The sequence below is a fragment of the Streptomyces canus genome (assembly GCF_001514145.1).
Taxonomy (GTDB): Bacteria; Actinomycetota; Actinomycetes; order Streptomycetales; family Streptomycetaceae; genus Streptomyces; species Streptomyces canus.
Map to the genome: position 1 here is coordinate 262,161 of NZ_KQ948665.1, position 18,541 is coordinate 280,701.

18 protein-coding genes are annotated in these 18,541 nt (G+C 71.0%); 4 read left to right on the top strand and 14 right to left on the bottom strand.

Annotated features, from left to right (window positions below; translation table 11 throughout):
• Positions 1-49: 49 nt before the first annotated feature.
• The 7 genes from AQJ46_RS30115 to AQJ46_RS30145 all read right to left on the bottom strand — a co-directional run bounded on the left by AQJ46_RS30115 (position 50) and on the right by AQJ46_RS30145 (position 6,778).
• Positions 50-742, bottom strand: a complete 693-nt coding sequence (locus tag AQJ46_RS30115) for an LAETG motif-containing sortase-dependent surface protein (RefSeq protein ID WP_059208541.1) — start codon at positions 740-742, stop codon at positions 50-52.
• A gap of 147 nt (positions 743-889) precedes the next feature.
• Entirely contained in the window at positions 890-2,011 is a 1,122-nt protein-coding gene (locus tag AQJ46_RS30120; protein ID WP_059208542.1) for an LOG family protein, read from the bottom strand.
• 36 nt (positions 2,012-2,047) lie between these two features.
• Positions 2,048-2,467 (bottom strand): VOC family protein, encoded by a 420-nt coding sequence (locus AQJ46_RS30125; protein WP_059208543.1) that lies wholly within the window; start codon positions 2,465-2,467, stop codon positions 2,048-2,050.
• Positions 2,468-2,573: 106 nt separating this feature from the next.
• Complete coding sequence (locus AQJ46_RS30130) at positions 2,574-3,950, bottom strand: hypothetical protein (RefSeq protein WP_059208544.1); 1,377 nt, start codon at positions 3,948-3,950, stop codon at positions 2,574-2,576.
• On the bottom strand, positions 3,932-4,672 hold the full coding sequence (locus AQJ46_RS30135; protein WP_059208545.1) for an ABC transporter ATP-binding protein: 741 nt from the start codon (positions 4,670-4,672) through the stop codon (positions 3,932-3,934). Before AQJ46_RS30135 ends, AQJ46_RS30130 begins: the two co-directional genes overlap by 19 nt.
• A gap of 191 nt (positions 4,673-4,863) precedes the next feature.
• Positions 4,864-6,228, bottom strand: coding sequence for an aspartate aminotransferase family protein (locus tag AQJ46_RS30140; RefSeq protein WP_059208546.1), 1,365 nt, complete (start codon positions 6,226-6,228; stop codon positions 4,864-4,866).
• A gap of 19 nt (positions 6,229-6,247) precedes the next feature.
• On the bottom strand, positions 6,248-6,778 hold the full coding sequence (locus AQJ46_RS30145) for an Lrp/AsnC family transcriptional regulator (RefSeq protein ID WP_057616602.1): 531 nt from the start codon (positions 6,776-6,778) through the stop codon (positions 6,248-6,250).
• A 168-nt stretch (positions 6,779-6,946) separates the two neighbouring features.
• On the opposite strand from AQJ46_RS30145, the gene AQJ46_RS30150 reads away from it, so the two are divergent.
• Complete coding sequence (locus tag AQJ46_RS30150) at positions 6,947-8,386, top strand: gamma-aminobutyraldehyde dehydrogenase (RefSeq protein WP_059208547.1); 1,440 nt, start codon at positions 6,947-6,949, stop codon at positions 8,384-8,386.
• A 79-nt stretch (positions 8,387-8,465) separates the two neighbouring features.
• On the opposite strand, the gene AQJ46_RS30155 is transcribed toward AQJ46_RS30150, so the two are convergent.
• The 4 genes from AQJ46_RS30155 to AQJ46_RS30170 are packed head-to-tail and all read right to left on the bottom strand — an operon-like array spanning position 8,466 to position 12,277.
• Positions 8,466-9,134 carry a response regulator gene (locus AQJ46_RS30155; protein ID WP_059208548.1) on the bottom strand — a complete coding sequence of 223 codons (669 nt, stop codon included), beginning with the start codon at positions 9,132-9,134 and terminating at the stop codon, positions 8,466-8,468.
• Positions 9,131-10,486, bottom strand: coding sequence for a sensor histidine kinase (locus AQJ46_RS30160; RefSeq protein WP_059208642.1), 1,356 nt, complete (start codon positions 10,484-10,486; stop codon positions 9,131-9,133). Before AQJ46_RS30160 ends, AQJ46_RS30155 begins: the two co-directional genes overlap by 4 nt.
• A gap of 25 nt (positions 10,487-10,511) precedes the next feature.
• Complete coding sequence (locus tag AQJ46_RS30165; protein WP_059208549.1) at positions 10,512-11,348, bottom strand: ABC transporter permease; 837 nt, start codon at positions 11,346-11,348, stop codon at positions 10,512-10,514.
• Positions 11,348-12,277 (bottom strand): ABC transporter ATP-binding protein, encoded by a 930-nt coding sequence (locus AQJ46_RS30170; RefSeq protein ID WP_059208550.1) that lies wholly within the window; start codon positions 12,275-12,277, stop codon positions 11,348-11,350. Before AQJ46_RS30170 ends, AQJ46_RS30165 begins: the two co-directional genes overlap by 1 nt.
• Positions 12,278-12,508: 231 nt before the next feature.
• Between AQJ46_RS30170 and AQJ46_RS30175 the strand changes: the two genes are divergently transcribed.
• Complete coding sequence (locus tag AQJ46_RS30175; RefSeq protein ID WP_059208551.1) at positions 12,509-12,931, top strand: SRPBCC family protein; 423 nt, start codon at positions 12,509-12,511, stop codon at positions 12,929-12,931.
• A 61-nt stretch (positions 12,932-12,992) separates the two neighbouring features.
• Positions 12,993-13,520, top strand: a complete 528-nt coding sequence (locus AQJ46_RS30180) for a hypothetical protein (protein ID WP_059208552.1) — start codon at positions 12,993-12,995, stop codon at positions 13,518-13,520.
• Here AQJ46_RS30180 and AQJ46_RS30185 read toward each other — a convergent pair.
• Complete coding sequence (locus tag AQJ46_RS30185; protein WP_059208553.1) at positions 13,513-14,646, bottom strand: serine hydrolase domain-containing protein; 1,134 nt, start codon at positions 14,644-14,646, stop codon at positions 13,513-13,515. The two genes, AQJ46_RS30180 and AQJ46_RS30185, sit on opposite strands and share 8 nt — an antisense overlap.
• 222 nt (positions 14,647-14,868) lie before the next feature.
• Here AQJ46_RS30185 and AQJ46_RS30190 point away from each other — a divergent pair, with 222 nt between their 5' ends.
• Positions 14,869-16,545, top strand: a complete 1,677-nt coding sequence (locus AQJ46_RS30190; RefSeq protein ID WP_059208554.1) for an RNA polymerase sigma factor — start codon at positions 14,869-14,871, stop codon at positions 16,543-16,545.
• On the opposite strand, the gene AQJ46_RS30195 is transcribed toward AQJ46_RS30190, so the two are convergent.
• Entirely contained in the window at positions 16,518-17,249 is a 732-nt protein-coding gene (locus AQJ46_RS30195; protein WP_059208555.1) for a glycerophosphodiester phosphodiesterase, read from the bottom strand. The two genes, AQJ46_RS30190 and AQJ46_RS30195, sit on opposite strands and share 28 nt — an antisense overlap.
• A gap of 26 nt (positions 17,250-17,275) precedes the next feature.
• Complete coding sequence (locus AQJ46_RS30200; RefSeq protein WP_107117356.1) at positions 17,276-18,394, bottom strand: adenosine deaminase; 1,119 nt, start codon at positions 18,392-18,394, stop codon at positions 17,276-17,278.
• Between the last annotated feature and the right edge of the window lie 147 nt (positions 18,395-18,541).

An 18,541-nucleotide genomic window follows, 5' to 3' on the forward strand; every position in this document is an offset into this window, starting at 1 on the left:
CATGCGTGTGGCCCGCCCCGAACCCGGGACGGGCCACGCACGACTGTCGTCAGCGGGTGCCGGCCCCACGACGGCGCAGGCCGAAGAACACGGCGCCGCCACCGATGGCGACCAGGGCGATCGCGATCCCGGCGATCAGGCCGGTGTTGGAGTTCGCACCGGTCTCGGCGAGGTTGGAGTCGCCGGCCGCGGCCGACGGGGCGTTGCTCTCGACGGTGGCCGGAGCGGTGGTGCCCTCCGAGGCCGACGGGGTCGGGACCGGGGACTCCTCGGCCGGAGTGCTGGCGGAGTCCGACGGGGTGGGCGTGGGCGTCGGGGTCGGCGTGTCCTCGGTCTTGCAGGCGGTCGCCGGGGTGGTCAGGTTCGGCTTGATGTCCGCGCCCTTGATGTAGGGCAGGGCCTCGACGTGGATGCGGTACTCCGCGTTGGGCGCCCAGTCCTCCTCGAAGGTGATGGTGGTGCCCTCCTTGGAGCCCTTCACCGTCTGCTCGCCGACCTTCTTCGCGTCGGCGCCGTTGCTCTGCAGGTAGACGGAGACCGTCGCCTCGACGCCGGACTTGTCCACGTCGGTGACGGTGATGACGCCCTGGGTGCCGTCGCACTTGGCTTCGGCGGAGAACTCATTGATGTTGCAGGCAAGCGCGTTGCCGGAGGCACCGAGCACGATCGCGGTCGATGCGGCGGCGACGCCGAGGAAGCGCGAGACGCGGGCGGTGCGGCGGGATATGGGCGTAAATGCCACGTTCGTCCTTCACAGGATGCTCAAATGCGGGGGGCTGAGGGGATGGTGATGTGACATCACCGTCCCCAGGAGTCTCACAGGTCTATAAGCGCAGCATAAGAAGTGTCAACGTGCAGGGACCCTACACGTGTTGACTTTGCCTGCTTATTAAGGTGTGAGACGTTTCAGCGCCTCTCCGGCGTCCTCGATCCGGTCAACAAGGGCGATTCGGGCCTCCATTGACCGCTCCCGGGCGAGCGCCTGGAGCAGCGGCCAGGTGGGCAGCTTCTCCGTCCAGTGGACGCGGTTCACGAGCACCATCGGCGTGGGTTCGCCGCGCGACTCGTAGTAGTTGGGCGTCGCGTTGTCGAAGATCTCCTGCACGGTGCCGGCGGCGCCCGGCAGGAAGACCACGCCCGCGGTGGAGCGGGCGAGCAGGCCGTCCTCGCGGGTGGCGTTGGCGAAGTACTTGGCGAGGTGCGAGGCGAAGGCGTTCGGCGGCTCGTGCCCGTAGAACCAGGTCGGGATACCGACGGAAGGGCCGCCCCGGGGCCAGCGGGTGCGGACCTCGAAGGCGGCGCGCGCCCAGTCCGTGATCGACGGCGTGAACGACGGCGCCTCGGCGAGCAGGTCGCACGCCGCGTCGAGCATGGCGTCCTCGAAGGGGGCCGCGTAGGCGCCGAGGTTGGCCGCCTCCATCGCACCCGGGCCGCCGCCGGTGGCCACGGTGAGCCCGGCGCGGGCCAGTTCGCGGCCGAGGCGCGCCGCGCCGGCGTATTCGCGGGTGCCGCGGGCCATCGCGTGACCACCCATGACCCCCACGACCCTTGTGCCGCGCAGGAGTTCGTCGAGGGCGTCGGAGACGGCGTCGTCGTGGACGGAGCGCAGCATCGACGCGTATATGTCGCCGTCGGCCTTGGTGCGCTGGAACCAGGCGTAGGCGAGCGCGTCGGGGGTCTGCTCGTATCCCTTCTCCAGACCGTCGAACAACTCGTCGGGGGAGTAGAGCAGTCCGCGGTACGGGTCGAAGGGCAGATGCGGGACGGGCGGGAAGACCAGGGCGCCGTCCGCGCGGATCTTCTCCGCGGCGTTCTCCCGCATCGGGCAGCCGAGGAAGACGGCGCCCGCGGTGTCGGTGGCCAGCAACTCCCTTGTCCGGTCCGTCAGATCGACGGCCTGGACCCGGAAACCGGCGAGGGTGCCGCGGGCCGGTACGACCGCGTCGAACTCCTCCAGCGTCTCGATCTCACGGTCGTCGTGGTGTGCCGCATGGGCGGGGCTCGTCTGCACCCGCCCATGCTCGCACGCCGAGTCGCGGCCCGAGGTTCAGCCCTGGATCGTCGCCGGATCCATCCAGACGACCTCCCAGGTGTGGCCGTCGAGGTCGTCGAAGGAGCGGCCGTACATGAAGCCGTGGTCCTGGGTCTCGCCGGACGGGCTGCCGCCCGCGGCGATCGCCTTGTCGACCAGCTCGTCGACCTGCGCGCGGCTCTCCGCGCTCAGCGCGATCAGGACCTCGCTGGTCTTCGTCGCGTCCGCGATCTCCTTCTTGGTGAAGGTCGAGTAGAACGCCTTCGTCAGCAGCATCGCGACGATGGTGTCGCTGATCACGACGGACGCCGCGTTGTCGTCGCTGAACTGCGGGTTGATCGAGTAACCGAGCTCGGTGAAGAACTTCTTCGAGGCGTCGAGGTCGTTCACCGCCAGGTTCACGAAGATCATCTGCTGGTAGGTCGGCGAGGTCATCGGAGTCTCTCCCATCGGGTGCGTGCTGTTCGGTGGGTAGACGCGTGGGCGCGGCGGAACTCATCGGTGGCCGTGATTTCTTTCGTACGGGTTTTTGGTGCGGGGCTCAGGAGGTCAGGGGCAGGGCCGCCAGCTCGGCCACGACCAGGGTGAGCGGGCCGAAGAGGGCCAGCAGGGCGCCTGCGCGCAGGGCCGCCGCGCTGCGGAGCATGGTCGCCGGGGCACCCAGGCGGAGCAACGCGGCGGTGGTGTCCGACCTGGCGTGCTTGGCCTCCACGGCGGCGGTGAGAAGCGTGGCGATCGTGCAGCTCGTCACCAGGAGCAGGCCGAGGGTGGTCAGGGGGCCCACTTCGGGGCCGGTCGGGTCGTACAGCGTGGCCATGGCGTAGACGCCGGACGTCACCGCGCAGACGATGCCCAGGGGGCGGCCGATGCGGGCGGCTTCCGACATGAGGACCCTTCCGGCGAGGAGACGCAGGGCACCGGGGTGGGTGGACTGGAGGAGGCGGCCGCAGAGGTGGGTGAGACCGGGGCCGGCGACCGCCAGACCCACGGCGGTGAGGAGCCAGCCGATCAGGACGGAGGGTGTGCCTGCGAGGCCGCCGGGGAGGGGTGCGGCGGGGGCGGTCCCTTGCCGGTTGGCGTAGGCCTCCACCGCCAGGCCCGCGGCGAGCACGGCGATGCCCCAGGGGAGGCCCTTGGGGGCTTCTCGGGGGGTGGGCAGGGCTTCTCGGCCGAGGTCCTCGGTCTGGCTGACCTCGGCGGGGGGTGCTGCCGGAGTGCTTTCACCGGCCCGCGCTTGCGGGGTGAGCGCTCGCGCGGGGTCGGGAGCCGCCCCGGCGGCACGACCGCCCGTGGGCCGGTGCGCCCTGAAACGGCCGTACGAGCCGAAGGTCTCCCTGGCCGCCGTCCTGCCGTACGCGCCGAAACGGCCGTACGACCGCGCCTGCCTCTTCGCCGCCGCCGGCCTGTCGTCCCGTGGCCGCAGGACGTATCCCACCGTGGCCGACGCGATCGCCGGGACCAGGCCCAGCAGGGTCAGGGCGGCCGGCCACGGGAGCGGGACGTCCGCCGCCAGGAAGTCCGCCGCCGCTCCGTCGAAGGGCATGCCCGTCAGGTCGCCCCGGAGATGGAGGAAGAAGAGGAGGGCCAGCAGGGAGCCGAGCGTGCAGGACAGGGCCGTTGTCGTGGCCGACACGGCCATCAGACGGGCCGGGCCCAGGCCGATGGCCGCGAGGCCGGGGCGGGGGCGGGTGCCCGGGTCGGTGCGGGCGACCGTCAGGGCCAGGTGGACCGTCGCCGCCAGGGGCGTCAGACACCAGGCCAGGCGCAGCAGGGCGCCGGACGGGTCCCCTGGATGACTGATCGCGTGGCCGAGTGCGCACAGGAGGAGGAAGCCCGTGCCCGCCGAGGCGAGTGCCACCAGGAGGCGGCGCAGCTGTACGGCGGGACGGGCGCCCCGCATCAGACGGAGAGCGAGCACGCGGTACGGCCTTCCGAGTCGGCCATCGGGGGCAGGTGCACGGTGTTCACCCGGCGTCCGTCCAGGAGGGTGACCGTGCGGTCCGCGAGGGCTGCGGTGTGGGCGTCGTGCGTCGCCAGGACGACGGTGATGCCGTGGGAGCGGGCGGCCGTCGTGAGCGTCCTCAGGACGTGCGCGCGGTCCGCCCGGTACAGGGGAGCCGTCGGTTCGTCCGCGAACAGCACGGACGGGGCCGGGGCCAGGGCGCGGGCGATGCAGACGCGCTGGCGTTCGGACTGGGTCAGCTCGTGCGGGCCGCTGCCGGTCCGGTCGCCGATGTCGAGGCGCTCCAGCCACTCCAGGGCGGCCGTCCTGGCGCGCCTGCGGCCGGTGCCGCGCAGCATGAGGGGGAGGGCGACGTTCTCCCAGGCGTTGAGCTCCGGAACCAGCGCGGGGGCCGGGTCGATCCAGCCGAAGCGGTCGCGGCGCAGGCGCTCACGGGCCAGCGGGCCCATCGTGTGCACGGGCACACTGTTGAACCAGACCTCGCCGCGCTGGGCCGGGGTGAGTCCCGAAAGACATCTGAGCAGTGCGGTCTTGCCGCTGCCGCGCGGGCCGCTCACGGCGAGGATCTCGCCCTCGCGCACGCCGAGGGAGACACCCTGCAGTGCCGGCGAGCCGTCGCGGTGGGTGAAGTGCAGGGAGCGTGCCCAGAGCACATCGTTGTCCGGCGGGGCCTCCATGGGCGTACACCTCGTTCTGGTCCGTTGTGCCTTGCAACCCCCCCGAGCGGGGGAACGAAAGCAGGGCCGATCGGTTACCAGGCACGCTAAGGAGGCGGGGGCGGGACGCCGTACAGCACACGGCCCGGGGTGCACGCCTGTCACTCGGACGGGTGCACGCCGGGCCGTACGGGCCGCTGGAACGCCGGGGGCTAGAGCTTCGTCCAGGCCTCGGTGAGGGTCGCGCGCAGGATCTGCTCGATCTCGTCGAACGTGCCCTGGTCGGAGATCAGCGGCGGGGCGAGCTGGACGACCGGGTCGCCGCGGTCGTCGGCACGGCAGTACAGGCCGTTGTCGTACAGGGCCTTGGAGAGGAAGCCGTACAGGACGCGCTCGGTCTCCTCGTCGTTGAAGGACTCCTTCGTCGCCTTGTCCTTGACCAGCTCGATGCCGTAGAAGAAGCCGTTGCCGCGGACGTCGCCGACGATCGGCAGGTCGTGGAGCTTCTCCAGGGTCGAGCGGAACGCGCTCTCGTTGTCGAGGACGTGCTGGTTGAGGTTCTCGCGCTCGAACAGGTCGAGGTTGGCGAGGCCGACGGCGGCGGAGACCGGGTGGCCGCCGAAGGTGTAGCCGTGCAGGAAGACGTTGTCCTCCTTGTAGAACGGCTCGGCCAGGCGGTCGGAGATGATGCAGGCGCCGATCGGGGAGTAGCCCGAGGTCATGCCCTTGGCGCAGGTGATCATGTCCGGGACGTAGTCGAACTTGTCGCAGGCGAACATGGTGCCGAGGCGGCCGAAGGCGCAGATGACCTCGTCGGAGACGAGGAGTACGTCGTACTGGTCGCAGATCTCGCGGACCCGCTGGAAGTAGCCTGGCGGGGGCGGGAAGCAGCCGCCCGCGTTCTGCACGGGCTCCAGGAAGACCGCGGCGACCGTGTCCGGGCCCTCGAAGAGGATCTGCTGCTCGATCTGGTCGGCGGCCCAGCGGCCGAAGGCCTCGGGGTCGTCGCCGAAGAGCGGGGCGCGGTAGATGTTGGTGTTCGGGACCTTGTGGGCGCCCGGGACCAGCGGCTCGAAGGGGGCCTTCAGAGCCGGCAGGCCGGTGATCGACAGGGCGCCCTGCGGGGTGCCGTGGTAGGCGACCGCACGCGAGATGACCTTGTGCTTCGTGGGCTTGCCGGTGAGCTTGAAGTACTGCTTGGCGAGCTTCCAGGCGGTCTCGACCGCCTCGCCGCCACCGGTGGTGAAGAAGACCTTGTTCAGGTCGCCGGGCGCGTGCTGCGCGAGGCGCTCCGCGAGTTCGACGGCCTTCGGGTGGGCGTAGGACCACACCGGGAAGAACGCCAGGTCCTGCGCCTGCTTGAAGGCGGCCTCGGCGAGTTCCGTACGGCCGTGACCGGCCTGGACCACGAACAGGCCCGCGAGACCGTCGAGGTAGCGCTTGCCCTTGTCGTCGTAGATGTAGGTGCCCTCGCCCCGGACGATGGTCGGGACCGGGGAGTTCTCGTACGAGGACATGCGGGTGAAGTGCATCCACAGGTGGTCGTACGCGGTGCGGCTGAGGTCCTTGGAGCTCACGGTTATCGGGTCCTCACGGTTATCGGGTTCCCCACATGTAGGTCTGCTTCTTGAGCTTCAGATAGACGAAGCTCTCGGTGGAGCGCACTCCGGGGACGGCCCGGATGCGACGGTTGATGACCTCCAGGAGGTGGTCGTCGTCCTCGCAGACGATCTCCACGATCAGGTCGAAGGAGCCGGCGGTCATCACCACGTACTCGCATTCGGACATGGCGCTCAGCGCGTCGGCCACGGACTCCACGTCGCCCTCGACATGAATGCCGACCATCGCCTGGCGCCTGAAGCCCACGGTGAGCGGGTCCGTGACGGCGACGATCTGCATCACGCCCTGGTCGAGCAGCTTCTGGACGCGCTGGCGCACGGCCGCCTCCGACAGGCCGACGGCCTTGCCGATCGCGGCGTACGGACGGCGGCCGTCCTCCTGGAGCTGCTCGATGATGGCGAGGGAGACGGCGTCCAGGTGCGGGCCGGCGCCGTTCCTGGACTCGCTCCTGGACTCGCGGGAGTCCTTGGGGTCTGCGCTTCGACTGGCCACGACGTCACTGTGCACGAGGTCTCGTCACTTCCGCAAGGTCGGGGCGATGAAATTCGTCGTTTACGTGACGGAGACCTGCGGATTTCGCAGCGTTGGCGCGATCAGGGGTGTTGAAAACGTGGGCCTGGCGATTAGGGTGGGTGTCTCAGTGAGTGGACAGTTTCAACCCCCAGGAGGCCGGCAGTGAGCACCGAGCTGCGTCGTCTGCGCAACTACATCGAGGGTGAGTTCCGGGACGCCGCCGACGGGCGCACCACCGAGGTGGTCAACCCCGTGACCGGTGAGGCGTACGCGACCGCGCCGCTGTCCGGGCAGGCGGACGTGGACGCGGCCATGGCCGCCGCTGCCGCCGCCTTCCCGGGCTGGCGCGACGTCACCCCCGCCGAGCGGCAGAAGGCCCTCCTGAAGATCGCGGACGCGTTCGAGGAGCGGGCCGAGGAGCTCATCGCGGCCGAGGTGGAGAACACCGGCAAGCCGATCGGGCTCACGCGGTCCGAGGAGATCCCGCCGATGGTCGACCAGATCCGCTTCTTCGCCGGCGCGGCGCGGATGCTGGAGGGGCGGTCGGCCGGTGAGTACATGGAAGGTCTGACCTCCATCGTGCGGCGCGAGCCGGTCGGGGTCTGCGCGCAGGTGGCGCCGTGGAACTACCCGATGATGATGGCCGTGTGGAAGTTCGCGCCGGCGATCGCGGCGGGCAACACCGTGGTGCTGAAGCCGTCGGACACGACGCCCGCGTCGACCGTGCTGATCGCGGAGATCATCGGGTCGATCCTGCCGAAGGGTGTCTTCAACGTCATCACCGGTGACCGGGACACCGGGCGCCTGATGGTCGAGCACCCGACACCGGCGATGGCGTCCATCACGGGATCGGTGCGGGCGGGCATGTCCGTCGCCGAGTCCGCGTCCAAGGACCTGAAGCGGGTGCATCTGGAGCTGGGCGGCAAGGCCCCGGTCGTCGTCTTCGAGGACACGGACATCCCGAAGGCCGTCGAGGACATCTCGGTGGCGGGCTTCTTCAACGCCGGGCAGGACTGTACGGCGGCCACGCGCGTGCTGGTGCAGTCCTCGATCCACGACGAGTTCGTCGCGGCGCTGGCGAAGGCCGCCGCCGACACGAAGACCGGGCAGCCGGACGACGAGGACGTGCTGTACGGCCCGCTCAACAACCCGAACCAGCTCAAGCAGGTCTCCGGGTTCATCGAGCGGCTGCCCGCGCACGCCAAGGTCGAGGCCGGCGGCCACCAGGTCGGCGAGAAGGGGTACTTCTACGCGCCGACCGTCGTGTCCGGGCTGAAGCAGGACGACGAGATCATCCAGAAGGAGGTCTTCGGGCCGGTCATCACGGTCCAGTCCTTCACGGACGAGGAGCAGGCCGTGTCGTGGGCCAACGGGGTCGAGTACGCACTCGCCTCCTCGGTGTGGACCAAGGACCACGGCCGCGCGATGCGGATGTCCAAGAAGCTGGACTTCGGGTGTGTGTGGATCAACACGCACATTCCGCTGGTCGCCGAGATGCCCCATGGCGGCTTCAAGAAGTCCGGCTACGGCAAGGACCTCTCGGGCTACGGCTTCGACGACTACACGCGGATCAAGCACGTCATGACGTCGCTGGACGCGTAGTTCCTCCGGCCGCGGTGGTGCGGGGGCATCCGCTCGCCGGATGTCGGCCCACGGGCCCGGGGCGGCATGCCGCCCCGGGCTACGGCTTGGCTCTGACCAGCCCGGTGTCGTACGCCGTGATCACGGCCTGGATGCGGTCGCGGGCCCCGATCTTGGCGAGGACCCGGCCGACGTGCTTCTTCACCGTGGACTCGGTGAGTACGAGCCGCTCGGCGATCTCCGCGTTCGTCCAGCCCTGCCCGATGGCGACGAGGACCTCGCGCTCGCGGTCGCTGAGGGTCCGGAGCCGGGGGTCGTCCGGGGCGGCGGCGTCGGTCGGGGCGAGGACCTGGTGGGCGTAGGCGTCCAGGAGCCGGCGGGTCAGACGGGGGGCCACGACCGCGTCGCCGGTGGCGACCGCGTGGATGCCGGCGACGAGTTCCTCCGGGCGGGCGTCCTTGAGCAGGAAGCCGCTCGCTCCTGCCCGCAGGCCTTCGTAGGCGTACTCGTCCAGGTCGAAGGTGGTGACGATCAGGACGCGGGTCCGGCCGCCGGCGGCGGTGATACGGCGGGTGGCCTCGATGCCGTCCATGCCGGGCATGCGGATGTCCATGAGGACGACGTCGGGGCGGAGTTCGGCGGCCTTGCGGACGGCCTCGGCGCCGTGCTCGGCCTCGCCGACCGGGTCCAGGCCCGGGGTGCCCTCCAGGAGCATGCGGACGCCCATGCGCTGCAGGGGCTGGTCGTCGGCGATGAGGACGGTGGTCATGGCAGGGGATCTCCCGGTGGTACGTCGAGCACGACGTCCACGAGCCAGCCGTGGCCGGTGTCGCGTGGGCCGATGATGACGGTGCCGCCGTACATGGCGGCCCGCTGGCGGATGCCGACGAGACCGTGGCCGGGGCCGTCGCCGCGGGTCTGCGGCTTCGCCGGCACGGGTGCGCCCGGCGGTGTGCCGGTGTCGGCGACCTTGACGCGTACCTCTCCCGCCCCGGCAGTGAGGGTGACCTCGGCGGACGTGCCGGGCCCCGCGTGCTTGAGGGAGTTGGTCAGTGACTCCTGGACGATGCGGTACACGGTCAGCTGTACGCCGCTGCTCAGGGCCTCGAGGTCGCCCAAGATCCGGTAGGTGACCGGCAGGCCTGCTGCCCGCACCCGCGCGAGAAGGGGGTCCAGGTCCCCGATGCCGGGCTGCGGGGCGAGTGGTCGTGCGTCTTCGTCAGGTCCCCGCTCCTCGCGCAGGACGCCCAGCACGCGGCGCAGTTCACTCATGGCCTGGCGGCCGGTGTCGCCGAGGATGCGCAGGGCGTCGGCGGACCGCTCGTTCCGGTTGGCGGCGAGGGTCGCGGCGCCGTCCGCGACGCTGACCATGACGGAGAGGTTGTGGCCGACGATGTCGTGCATCTCGCGGGCGACCCGGGAGCGCTCGGCGGCGGCGGTGAGCCTGACACGTTGCTCGTGCTCGATCTCCAGGCGCCGGGCGCGGTCCTCCAGCGCCGCAAGATACATCTGCCGGATGCGCAGGGTCAGGCCGGTGGCGACGGCCGCCGTCGCCGTGCCCAGCAGGAAGAAGAGGCTGAGCAGCGGATGCTCCATCGGTACCAGGAAGGAGACCGCCAGCACCGCCTCGACCACGGTCAGCGCGGCGGCCCAGCCCAGCAGCCGCAGTGACGCGGTCCGGGCCACGGTGTACAGGGCGATGAGCGCGGCGAAGCCGGTCGGCAGCCAGACCCCCACCGACCACTGGACGAGGGACGCCGACATGATCACGAAGTACGCGACGGCAGGGGCCCTGCGGCGCCACCACAGCGGAACGACGAATGCGGCGACGCAGGCGACCAGGACACCGGACGGCACGTCACGGATTTCGGTCTCCCCGAAGGGGGAGGTGCCTGTGCCCCGGAGCAGGACCGGCAGGCTCAACAGGGTGACGGCCAGCACCGTCGCGGTGTCGAGCAGCCACGGATGCCGACGGTCCAGCCGCTGGAGGCGGCCCCGGTCGCGCAGCATCCGGCCCAGGAGCGGGTGCGCCCACGCCGCGTCGTATCCGGGGGACGGCGGGGCCACCGCCCCCGGGTCCGGGTCCGGGTCCGCGGCGGCTGCGGCACGGTGCGCGGTCATGGACACCATTGTCTCCGTGCCCAGGTCAGGCGTCGGACTTCACGAGCCGGAAGGCCGCCCCGGCCAGGGTCAGGGCCACCCATCCGGCGAACACCGCGAGGCCCGCGCCGGGGGAGAGGGCGTCGGAGGACTGGTGCAGGGCGTAGACGGCCGACCCCGCGTTGCCGGGAAAGTAGGGATTGATGCTGTCGTACAGCGAGTCGGGCAGCAGCGTGGCCAGGCCGGGCAGGATGAGCAGGATGCCGACCAGGGCCGCGATGGCTCCGGCGGAGGAGCGGATCAGCACGCCCAGGGCCACGCCGAACACGGCGACCAGACCGAGGTAGACCCCGGCGCCGGCCAGGCTGCGCAGGACGCCGTCGTCGCCCAGGGACAAGGCGATCTTCTCGCCGTCCAGGCCCGGGGTGCCCAGCAGGAACGCGGCCAGGGCACCGACGGTGCTGAGGACCAGGGCGACCGGACCGATCACGGCGGCCTTCGACCACAGGACCGGCAGTCGACGTGGTACGGCGGTGAGCGTCGAGCGGATCATGCCGGTGCTGTACTCGCCGGCCGACAGCAGTACGCCGAGCACACCGACGGCCAGCGAGGCGAACGTGACACCCGTGAGGGCCAGGCTCACCGCGGTGCTGTCACCGCCGCTTCCCGGGCCGCCCGGCCCGCCGGTCGCGGTGGCGTCGGGACTGTAGGTATAGGAGGCGATCGTCCCGAACAGGACCAGCAGGAACACGGCGACACCCAGGGTGATCCAACTGGAGCGCAGCGACCAGAACTTGGCCCACTCCGAGCGCAGCACCCGGACACCGGTGACCTTGTACTGCGTCGTGCGGGCAGGCGCGGGGGCGAGGCTGGTGACGGTCATCAGGCGGCCTTTCGTTCGGTGCCGGCCGGAGCGCTCTGGTACTCGACGACATCGCGGGTGAGGTCCATGAACGCCGCCTCCAGGGAGACGGTCTGGGGGGTGAGTTCGTACAGCGCCAACCCGTGCCGGGCGGCGATCGCCCCGATCTCCCGCGCGTCGCGTCCCGTGACCAGCAGCTCTTCGGCGCTGGAGGAGCTGACCGTGACGTCGGGGCCGGCCAGCAGCGAGCGCAGCTTCGCGGCCTCGGCGGCGGCGACCTTCACGCCGCCGCCGCTCGCCTCACGGGTGAAGTCCTCGACCGTGGTGTCGGCGAGCAGCCGGCCGCGCCCGATGATCACCAGGTGGTCGGCGATCAGCGCGGTCTCGCTCATCAGGTGCGAGGACAGCATCACGGCCCGGCCCTCGTCGGCCAGCCGGCGCAGCAGGTTGCGCACCCACAGCACACCTTCCGGATCAAGGCCGTTGACCGGTTCGTCGAGCATGACGACCGCCGGGTCGCCGAGCAGGGCCGCGGCGATGCCGAGCCGCTGTCCCATACCGAGCGAGAAGGCGCCCACCCGCTTGCCGGCCACGCTGGTCAGTCCCGCCAGCTCGATCACCTCGTCCACCCGGCGACGCGGAATGCCGTGGGTGTACGCGAGCGCCATCAGGTGGTTGAACGCGCTGCGCCCGGGGTGGACGGACTTGGCCTCCAGCAGCGTGCCGATCTCGTGCAGGGGCGCGGCCTGGCTGGCATAGGAACGGCCGCCCACGGTGACCGAGCCCTTGGTGGGGGCGTCCAGGCCGACGATCATGCGCATGGTCGTGGACTTGCCCGCGCCGTTGGGACCGAGGAAGCCGGTCACCTCGCCGGGCCTGACGGTGAAGCTCAGGTGGTCGACGACCGTCTTGTCGCCGTACCGCTTGGTCAGTTCACGCGCTTCGATCATGGTGAGGGGCCTTTCCTGCCTGGGGCTCGAACCCGTCGGCGAAGGCGCCGCGGTGTCTGCCTTCGACGTTAGGAGCGCCACGGGTCAGGACTCTGGGACCGTGGGGTAATCCTCGGGGGCCGGGTGGTACCGCGGTACCACCCGGACCGTGTGTGCCGCCCCGGCGGGGGTATCCGCTTCGCACCGCAACCGTCGAGCCGGCCCCCGGCCGATCGAAAGGAGAGGTACCGCATGTCCGCGTCCCTCGTGGAAACGGTCGATATCGAGGCTCCCGTCGCTGTCGCGTGGGCCCTGTGGAGCGATGTGACCCGGTGGCCGACCTTTCTGAGCCACGTACGCCTGGTGGAGCGGCTGGACGAGCGCCGCTTCGCCTGGCAGCTGCAACTGCCCGGCGCCGACAAGAACTTCGTCGCCGAGCTCACCCAGGTCATTGCCGAGGACCGCATCGCCTGGCACACGGTGGAGGGGGTTCACCACGCGGGCGTGGTCACCTTCCACCGGCTCAGTGACACCACGAGCCGGGTGACGCTGCAGATCGAGTACGACCCCAAGGGGTTCATCGAGCACCTCGGCGCGCTGACCAACCTGGACTCGACGCTCGCCAACCACGACCTGGGCGAGTTCCAGAAGCTGGCCGAGACGGCGGCGTCCTGACCTCGATCCCCGCGACTCCTAATGTTTTGAACATGTTCAATTCCAGGCGTACGCTGCTGCCATGAGCGACAGAGCCGCCCAACTCAGGGGCATCCGCGCATGGCTGGTCTTCTTCGTCGTCTGCCTGGTGCTCAGCGGTGCCACCGCCTTCCCGCTGGTCCACGAACTGCGCTGGGCCGAGGACGTGCTGCGGCACCTTCCCGCGCCGGACGCCCTGACGGACTGGATCACTCGCGTCCGGCGTGGGCTGGACACCGCCGACTCCGACTATCCCTTCCTCCTCTACGGCACGGACTGGCTGGCCTTCGCCCACCTGGTCATCGCGGTCGCCTTCTACGGCCCCTACCGCGACCCCGTCCGCAACATCTGGGTCGTCGAGTTCGGCATGATCGCCTGCGGGGGGATCGTCCCGCTCGCCCTGATCTGCGGGCCGATCCGGGGGATCCCGTTCTGGTGGAGCGTGATCGACATGGCGTTCGGGGTGTTCGGGGTGCTCCCGCTGTACGTCGTACGGAGGAGGATCAAGCGGCTCGAAGCCCTCACTCCGCACAACCCCACGCCCAACACCCCCGGTGTGCCCGCTACTTGAGCGCGGCCGTGATGATCCGGACGACGACGGGGTTCGCGTCCTCGCTCTTCGCGTCGGTGGAGTTGACCGAGTAGACGAGGGTGCGGCTCAGGTCGCGGGTGGCGGCGATCGCCGAGTTGTAGCCGTACCGGCCGCCCGACTTGACCCAGTAGACCTTCCCGTCGGACTCGAAGCGCTGAAGGCCGCCCGCGCTGTAACTCGCGTCGGTGATGCCCGACGGGACCGAGAACACCTCCTTCAGCTGCGGCCGCTCGACGATCCGGCCCCGGAAGAGACCGGTGAGCAGCCGCTCCAGGTCCGCGGTCGTGGAGATCATGTCCCCGGCCGCGAACCGGTCCGCCTGGTTCCACTCCGTGACGTCCACGAACTCAGTCGTCCCGTCGGCCCTCCGCACCGCCTGGTAGCCCCGGTTGTGCGGGCCGAGGATGCGCGGGTCGGTGCCGGGGAAGTACGTGTCCCGCATCCCGGCCGGCGCCAGCACCAGCCGGGCGGCCTCGGTGGCGTACGACCGCCCGGTCACCCTCTCGATCAGCAGGCCGAGGAAGGTGTAGTTGATGTTGAGGTAGTGCTGCTGCCTCCCCGGGCAGAACTCCGGCTCCTTCGCGCCCGCGGACGCGGCGACCCGCTGAGGGGTGAGCGTGTCGAAGCGGTGGGCGTACACCTCCTCGAAGGTGGTGCCGAGACCGTCGCCCGCCGGGATGCCGCTGGTGTGGTTGAGCAGGTGCCGTACGGTGACCGGCCGGAACCGCGCGCTCAGGATGCCGGGCAGGTAGCGCTGGACCGGCGTGTTCAGGTCGATCCGCCCCTCGGCCGCCAGACGCAGTACGGCCGCCGCCGTGACCACCTTCGTCGTCGAACCGGCCCGGAACCGTGCGTCCGGATCGGCGGGCCGCCCGCTCTCCAGGTCGTGCACGCCCGAGCTGCCGCGCCAGCTTCCGCCGGTGCCGCCGACCCGGACCAGGGCCGCGGTGGCGTCCGCGTCGGGGAGCCCCGCGAGCGCCGCGCGGAGCGCCTTGCCGTCCGGTGCGCAGGCGCTGCGCGCGCTCGCCGACGAGGTCGGCAGTCCGGCGGTCAGGGGTACGGCGAGGGCGCCGGCGAGGATGCTTCTGCGACGAAGGTCACGCACGAGTCGGCTCCTGGGGGTGTGGGATGTGTGTGATCATCCTGCGGTGCTGTCGAGGTGACGGGATCGTCGGTGAGGAGGGCCCGGCCCCTGGTGGAACCCTGAGCAACTGCCGCTGCTTTTAGGGGAGTTGCGGGGGAGGTCCCCCTAGGGGGCGAAAAAGTGTTATCGCGGAGCCCTTCACTCCGTCTCCACGCACGAGGGGCACCGGCCGGAAAGGACCACGTGGACACGCGGCAGTGGCGCGACACCATCGCGGCGGCGCAGGACGGCGACCGGCGGGCGCTGGACGAGCTCGTCGAAGGCTGGCTGCCGCTGGTCTACAACATCGTCGGCCGCGCCCTGAACGGCCACGCCGATGTCGACGACGTCGTCCAGGAGACCATGCTGAGGGCCGTCGACAACCTCGGCAGCCTGCGCGACCCGGACAGCTTCCGGTCCTGGCTGGTTGCCATCGCCATGCGGCAGATACGGGACCGGGCCCGCCGCAGGACGCCGGCCCCGCTGGACGAGTCGGCCACGGGCGGAGCCGCCGACTTCGCCGAACTCACCATCCTGCGGCTCCAGTTGGAGGGGCAGCGGCGTGAGGTCGCGGAGGCGGTGCGCTGGCTCGACGACGAGGACCGGCAACTGCTCTCGCTGTGGTGGCTGGAGGTCGCCGGCGAGCTCACGCGACGGGAACTGGCCGCCGCCGTCGGCATCAGCAGGCAGCACGCCGCCGTACGCGTCCAGCGGATGAAGGAGCGCCTGGAGACCTCCCGGGGCATCGTCCGCGCCCTCGACGGAGCCTGCCCCGACCTGCGCGAACTGACCGCCCGCTGGGACGGCCGCCCCGACTCGGTCTGGCGCAAGCGGCTGGCCCGGCACATCCGCGGCTGCGGCTACTGCGGAGACACCCGCGAGTCCGTCGTACCGCCGGAGCGGCTGCTCGTCGGGATCGCGCTGGTGCCGCTGCCGGTCGGATTCACCCTCTCGCTGGCCCTCGGCGGCAAGACGGCCGCGGCCGCCACCGCCACGGTCGCGTCCGTCAGCTGGACCGCCAAAGTGATGAGCGCCCTCACCCAGCCCGTCGTCGCGGCCACTGCGGGGGCGACGATCGTCGCGGGCGGGGCGTACGTCGTCACACAGACCCCGGACGCCCCGCCGCCGAAGGTGGCGGTCTCGCCCACGGCGGCCAGCACGTACCGGGCGCCACCCGTGGTGGACACCCCGTCCGCCTCCCCGTCGCCGTCCCCTTCCCCGTCGGCGACACCTACGAAGACCGCCCTCTACGGCAGCGTCGTCGACGCCGTCGACCGGGCCCCTGACCCCGACACCCCGCCCGCCGCCCTGCCGCACCGGCCCGAGAGCGGCGTCACCAGCACCGGCGGCGCGCACGCCGTCATGAACCACCGCGGGGACAGCGTCACGCTCACCGGCCAGGGCTATGTCCTCGTCCGCTGGCAGATCTCGCCGCAGTACCGGGCCGGCGGCCTGGTCATGCCGTCCTGGACCGGCCTGAGGGGCGAGCTCTTCCACGTCGCCTCGGGCGGCGGCCGCCGTATGGACGACCCCGTCAGCGCCACCGACAGCAGCGCCACCGGGATGGGGGACTCCACCGTCGGCTACACCGTCCTGCCCGCCGGCACCCAGCAGATGTGGCAGAACGAGTACTTCTACCTCGACGGCAGCGTCACCCTCACGGTCAACGAACGCGGCGCCGACTACGGCCTCAGCGTCTTCCCGTCCAGCTGGGACGCGGCGGAGAAGGACATCACCACCGGCCCCGACCAGGGCGTCAAGCGCTACGGCCTGGTCCGCGACACCGGCAAGGACGACACCCCCGTGCCGCAGTACGTCACCCGCTCGACTCCCGCCGACGCGGCGACCGTCGCTCAGGAGTCCCGGGTCTCGGCGCCGTAGGTCTCCGTCCCACTCCCGTTCGCCTGCGCTTTGAGCGCGCAGAGGACGTCCACCCGGTTCGTCGTGATCGAGTCGACGCCCGCGGCGGCCAGGCGGCGCATCGAGCGGCGGGTGTCGGGGGTCCAGACGGAGACCAGGTAGCCGTCGGCGTGGATACGGTCGGCGAGGCCGCGGTCGATCAGGCCGAAACGGTAGTTGAGCCAGCGCGGCCGCACCGCGTCCAGGAGCGTGGGACGCGGGGGCGCGAGGGTCGTCCAGGTGAGCGCGATCTCCGCGGACGGGTCGGCCGCGCGTACGGCGAGCATGGCGGTGGCGTCGGCGCAGTAGTAGACGCGGTCCTGGGCTCCGCACTCGCGGACCACGTCGACGATGCGGCGGGCGACCCGTACCTCCCTTGTGCCGGGCAGGTCGAGCATCAGGCGGTGCCCGTCCGTGGCCCGGAGAGCCTCCGCGAGCGTCGGCACCCTGCCGTCCGTCAGCCCTCGTACCTCGTCAGCCGACAGGGCGAGAAGGGGACGGTCATGCTCCCACAGGCGCTTCAGCGTCTTGTCGTGGAGCAGCACCGGTACGCCGTCCCTGGTGAGCCGTACGTCGATCTCCACCGCGTCCGCGCCCCGGTCGAGCGCGGCACGCAGGGAGTCGATCGTGTTCTCACGGACGTGGTAGGGGTCGCCGCGGTGTGCCACGGCCGTCAGCTTGTGCATGGGCCCATTGTGGTGGGGGCGTTCGCTCAGGGTGCGAGCCAGGTGGTGGTGTACGCGTCGATCTCGTCCTTGATCCGCGCCTTGCCGGGCTCGTCGAGGAACGACACGTCCACCGCGTTCTTCGCGAGCCCGGCGAGACCCCGTTCGTCGAGGTTCAGGAGCCTTGCCGCCACCGCGTACTCGCTGTTCAGGTCGGTGCCGAACATCGGGGGGTCGTCGGAGTTGATCGTGACGACGATGCCCGCCTCCACGAACTCCTTTATCGGGTGCTCGTCGAGGGTACGGACGGCTCGGGTCGCGATGTTGGAGGTGGGGCACACCTCCAGCGGGATGCGGTGGTCGGCGAGGTGGGTCAGGAGCGCCGGGTCCTGGAAGGAGTTCGTGCCGTGGCCGATGCGTTCGGCGCGGAGGTGGGTGAGGGCGTCCCACACCGTCTCCGGGCCGGTGGTCTCGCCGGCGTGCGGGACCGAGTGGAGGCCCGCGGCGATCGCGCGGTCGAAGTACGGCTTGAACTGGGGGCGGGGTACGCCGATCTCGGGACCGCCGAGGCCGAAGCTCACGAGGCCCTCCGGGCGGAGGCGGTCGTCGGTGGCGAGGCGGGTCGTCTCCTCGGCGGCCTCCAGGCCGGCCTCGCCGGGGATGTCGAAGCACCAGCGCAGGACCGTGCCGAACTCGGACTCCGCCGTCTTGCGGGCGTCCTCTATGGCCTCCATGAAGGCGCGCTCGTCGATGCCGCGGCGGGTCGAGGAGAACGGGGTGATCGTGAGCTCGGCGTAGCGGACCTGCTGGCGGGCGAGGTCCCGGGCGACCTCATAGGTGAGGAGTCGTACGTCCTCGGGGGTGCGGATCAGGTCCACGACGCTCAGGTACACGTCGATGAAGTGGGCGAAGTCCGTGAACGTGAAGTAGTCGACGAGCGCCTCGGGGTCCGTGGGGACCTTGGAGTCGGGGTGGCGGGCGGCCAGTTCGGAGACGATGCGGGGGGAGGCTGATCCGACGTGGTGCACATGGAGTTCGGCCTTGGGCAGGTCGGCGATGAAGGCGTGCAGGTGGTCGGTTGTCGTCATGGGGGCCTCCCCTTGCTGGGCGCCGGGCGCGGTGGGTGGTGCGGCGGGCGCGGTGATCGGCTGATCGATGCGGAACATGTTAGGCCGGGGCCTTGGGCGGCTGCGGGTGGGTGGGGGCGGGCGTTGTGCGCAGTTCCCCGCGCCCCTGAGTGCCTGCGGCGGCCTGTTCCGGTTCGGTGGGGGCGGGTGTAGCGCGTGCGGTCTGGTGGGTGGGTCGGGGCCGGG

Bases quoted from the DNA above. Each gene is read 5' to 3' on its own strand.
- AQJ46_RS30125 (WP_059208543.1), bottom strand. From the start codon at position 2,467: ATGACCTCGCCGACCTACCAGCAGATGATCTTCGTGAACCTGGCGGTG.
- AQJ46_RS30135 (WP_059208545.1), bottom strand. From the start codon at position 4,672: ATGGAGGCCCCGCCGGACAACGATGTGCTCTGGGCACGCTCCCTGCAC.
- AQJ46_RS30155 (WP_059208548.1), bottom strand. From the start codon at position 9,134: ATGACCACCGTCCTCATCGCCGACGACCAGCCCCTGCAGCGCATGGGC.
- AQJ46_RS30160 (WP_059208642.1), bottom strand. From the start codon at position 10,486: ATGACCGCGCACCGTGCCGCAGCCGCCGCGGACCCGGACCCGGACCCG.
- AQJ46_RS30165 (WP_059208549.1), bottom strand. From the start codon at position 11,348: ATGACCGTCACCAGCCTCGCCCCCGCGCCTGCCCGCACGACGCAGTAC.
- AQJ46_RS30170 (WP_059208550.1), bottom strand. From the start codon at position 12,277: ATGATCGAAGCGCGTGAACTGACCAAGCGGTACGGCGACAAGACGGTC.
- AQJ46_RS30175 (WP_059208551.1), top strand. From the start codon at position 12,509: ATGTCCGCGTCCCTCGTGGAAACGGTCGATATCGAGGCTCCCGTCGCT.
- AQJ46_RS30180 (WP_059208552.1), top strand. From the start codon at position 12,993: ATGAGCGACAGAGCCGCCCAACTCAGGGGCATCCGCGCATGGCTGGTC.
- AQJ46_RS30195 (WP_059208555.1), bottom strand. From the start codon at position 17,249: ATGCACAAGCTGACGGCCGTGGCACACCGCGGCGACCCCTACCACGTC.
- AQJ46_RS30200 (WP_107117356.1), bottom strand. From the start codon at position 18,394: ATGTTCCGCATCGATCAGCCGATCACCGCGCCCGCCGCACCACCCACC.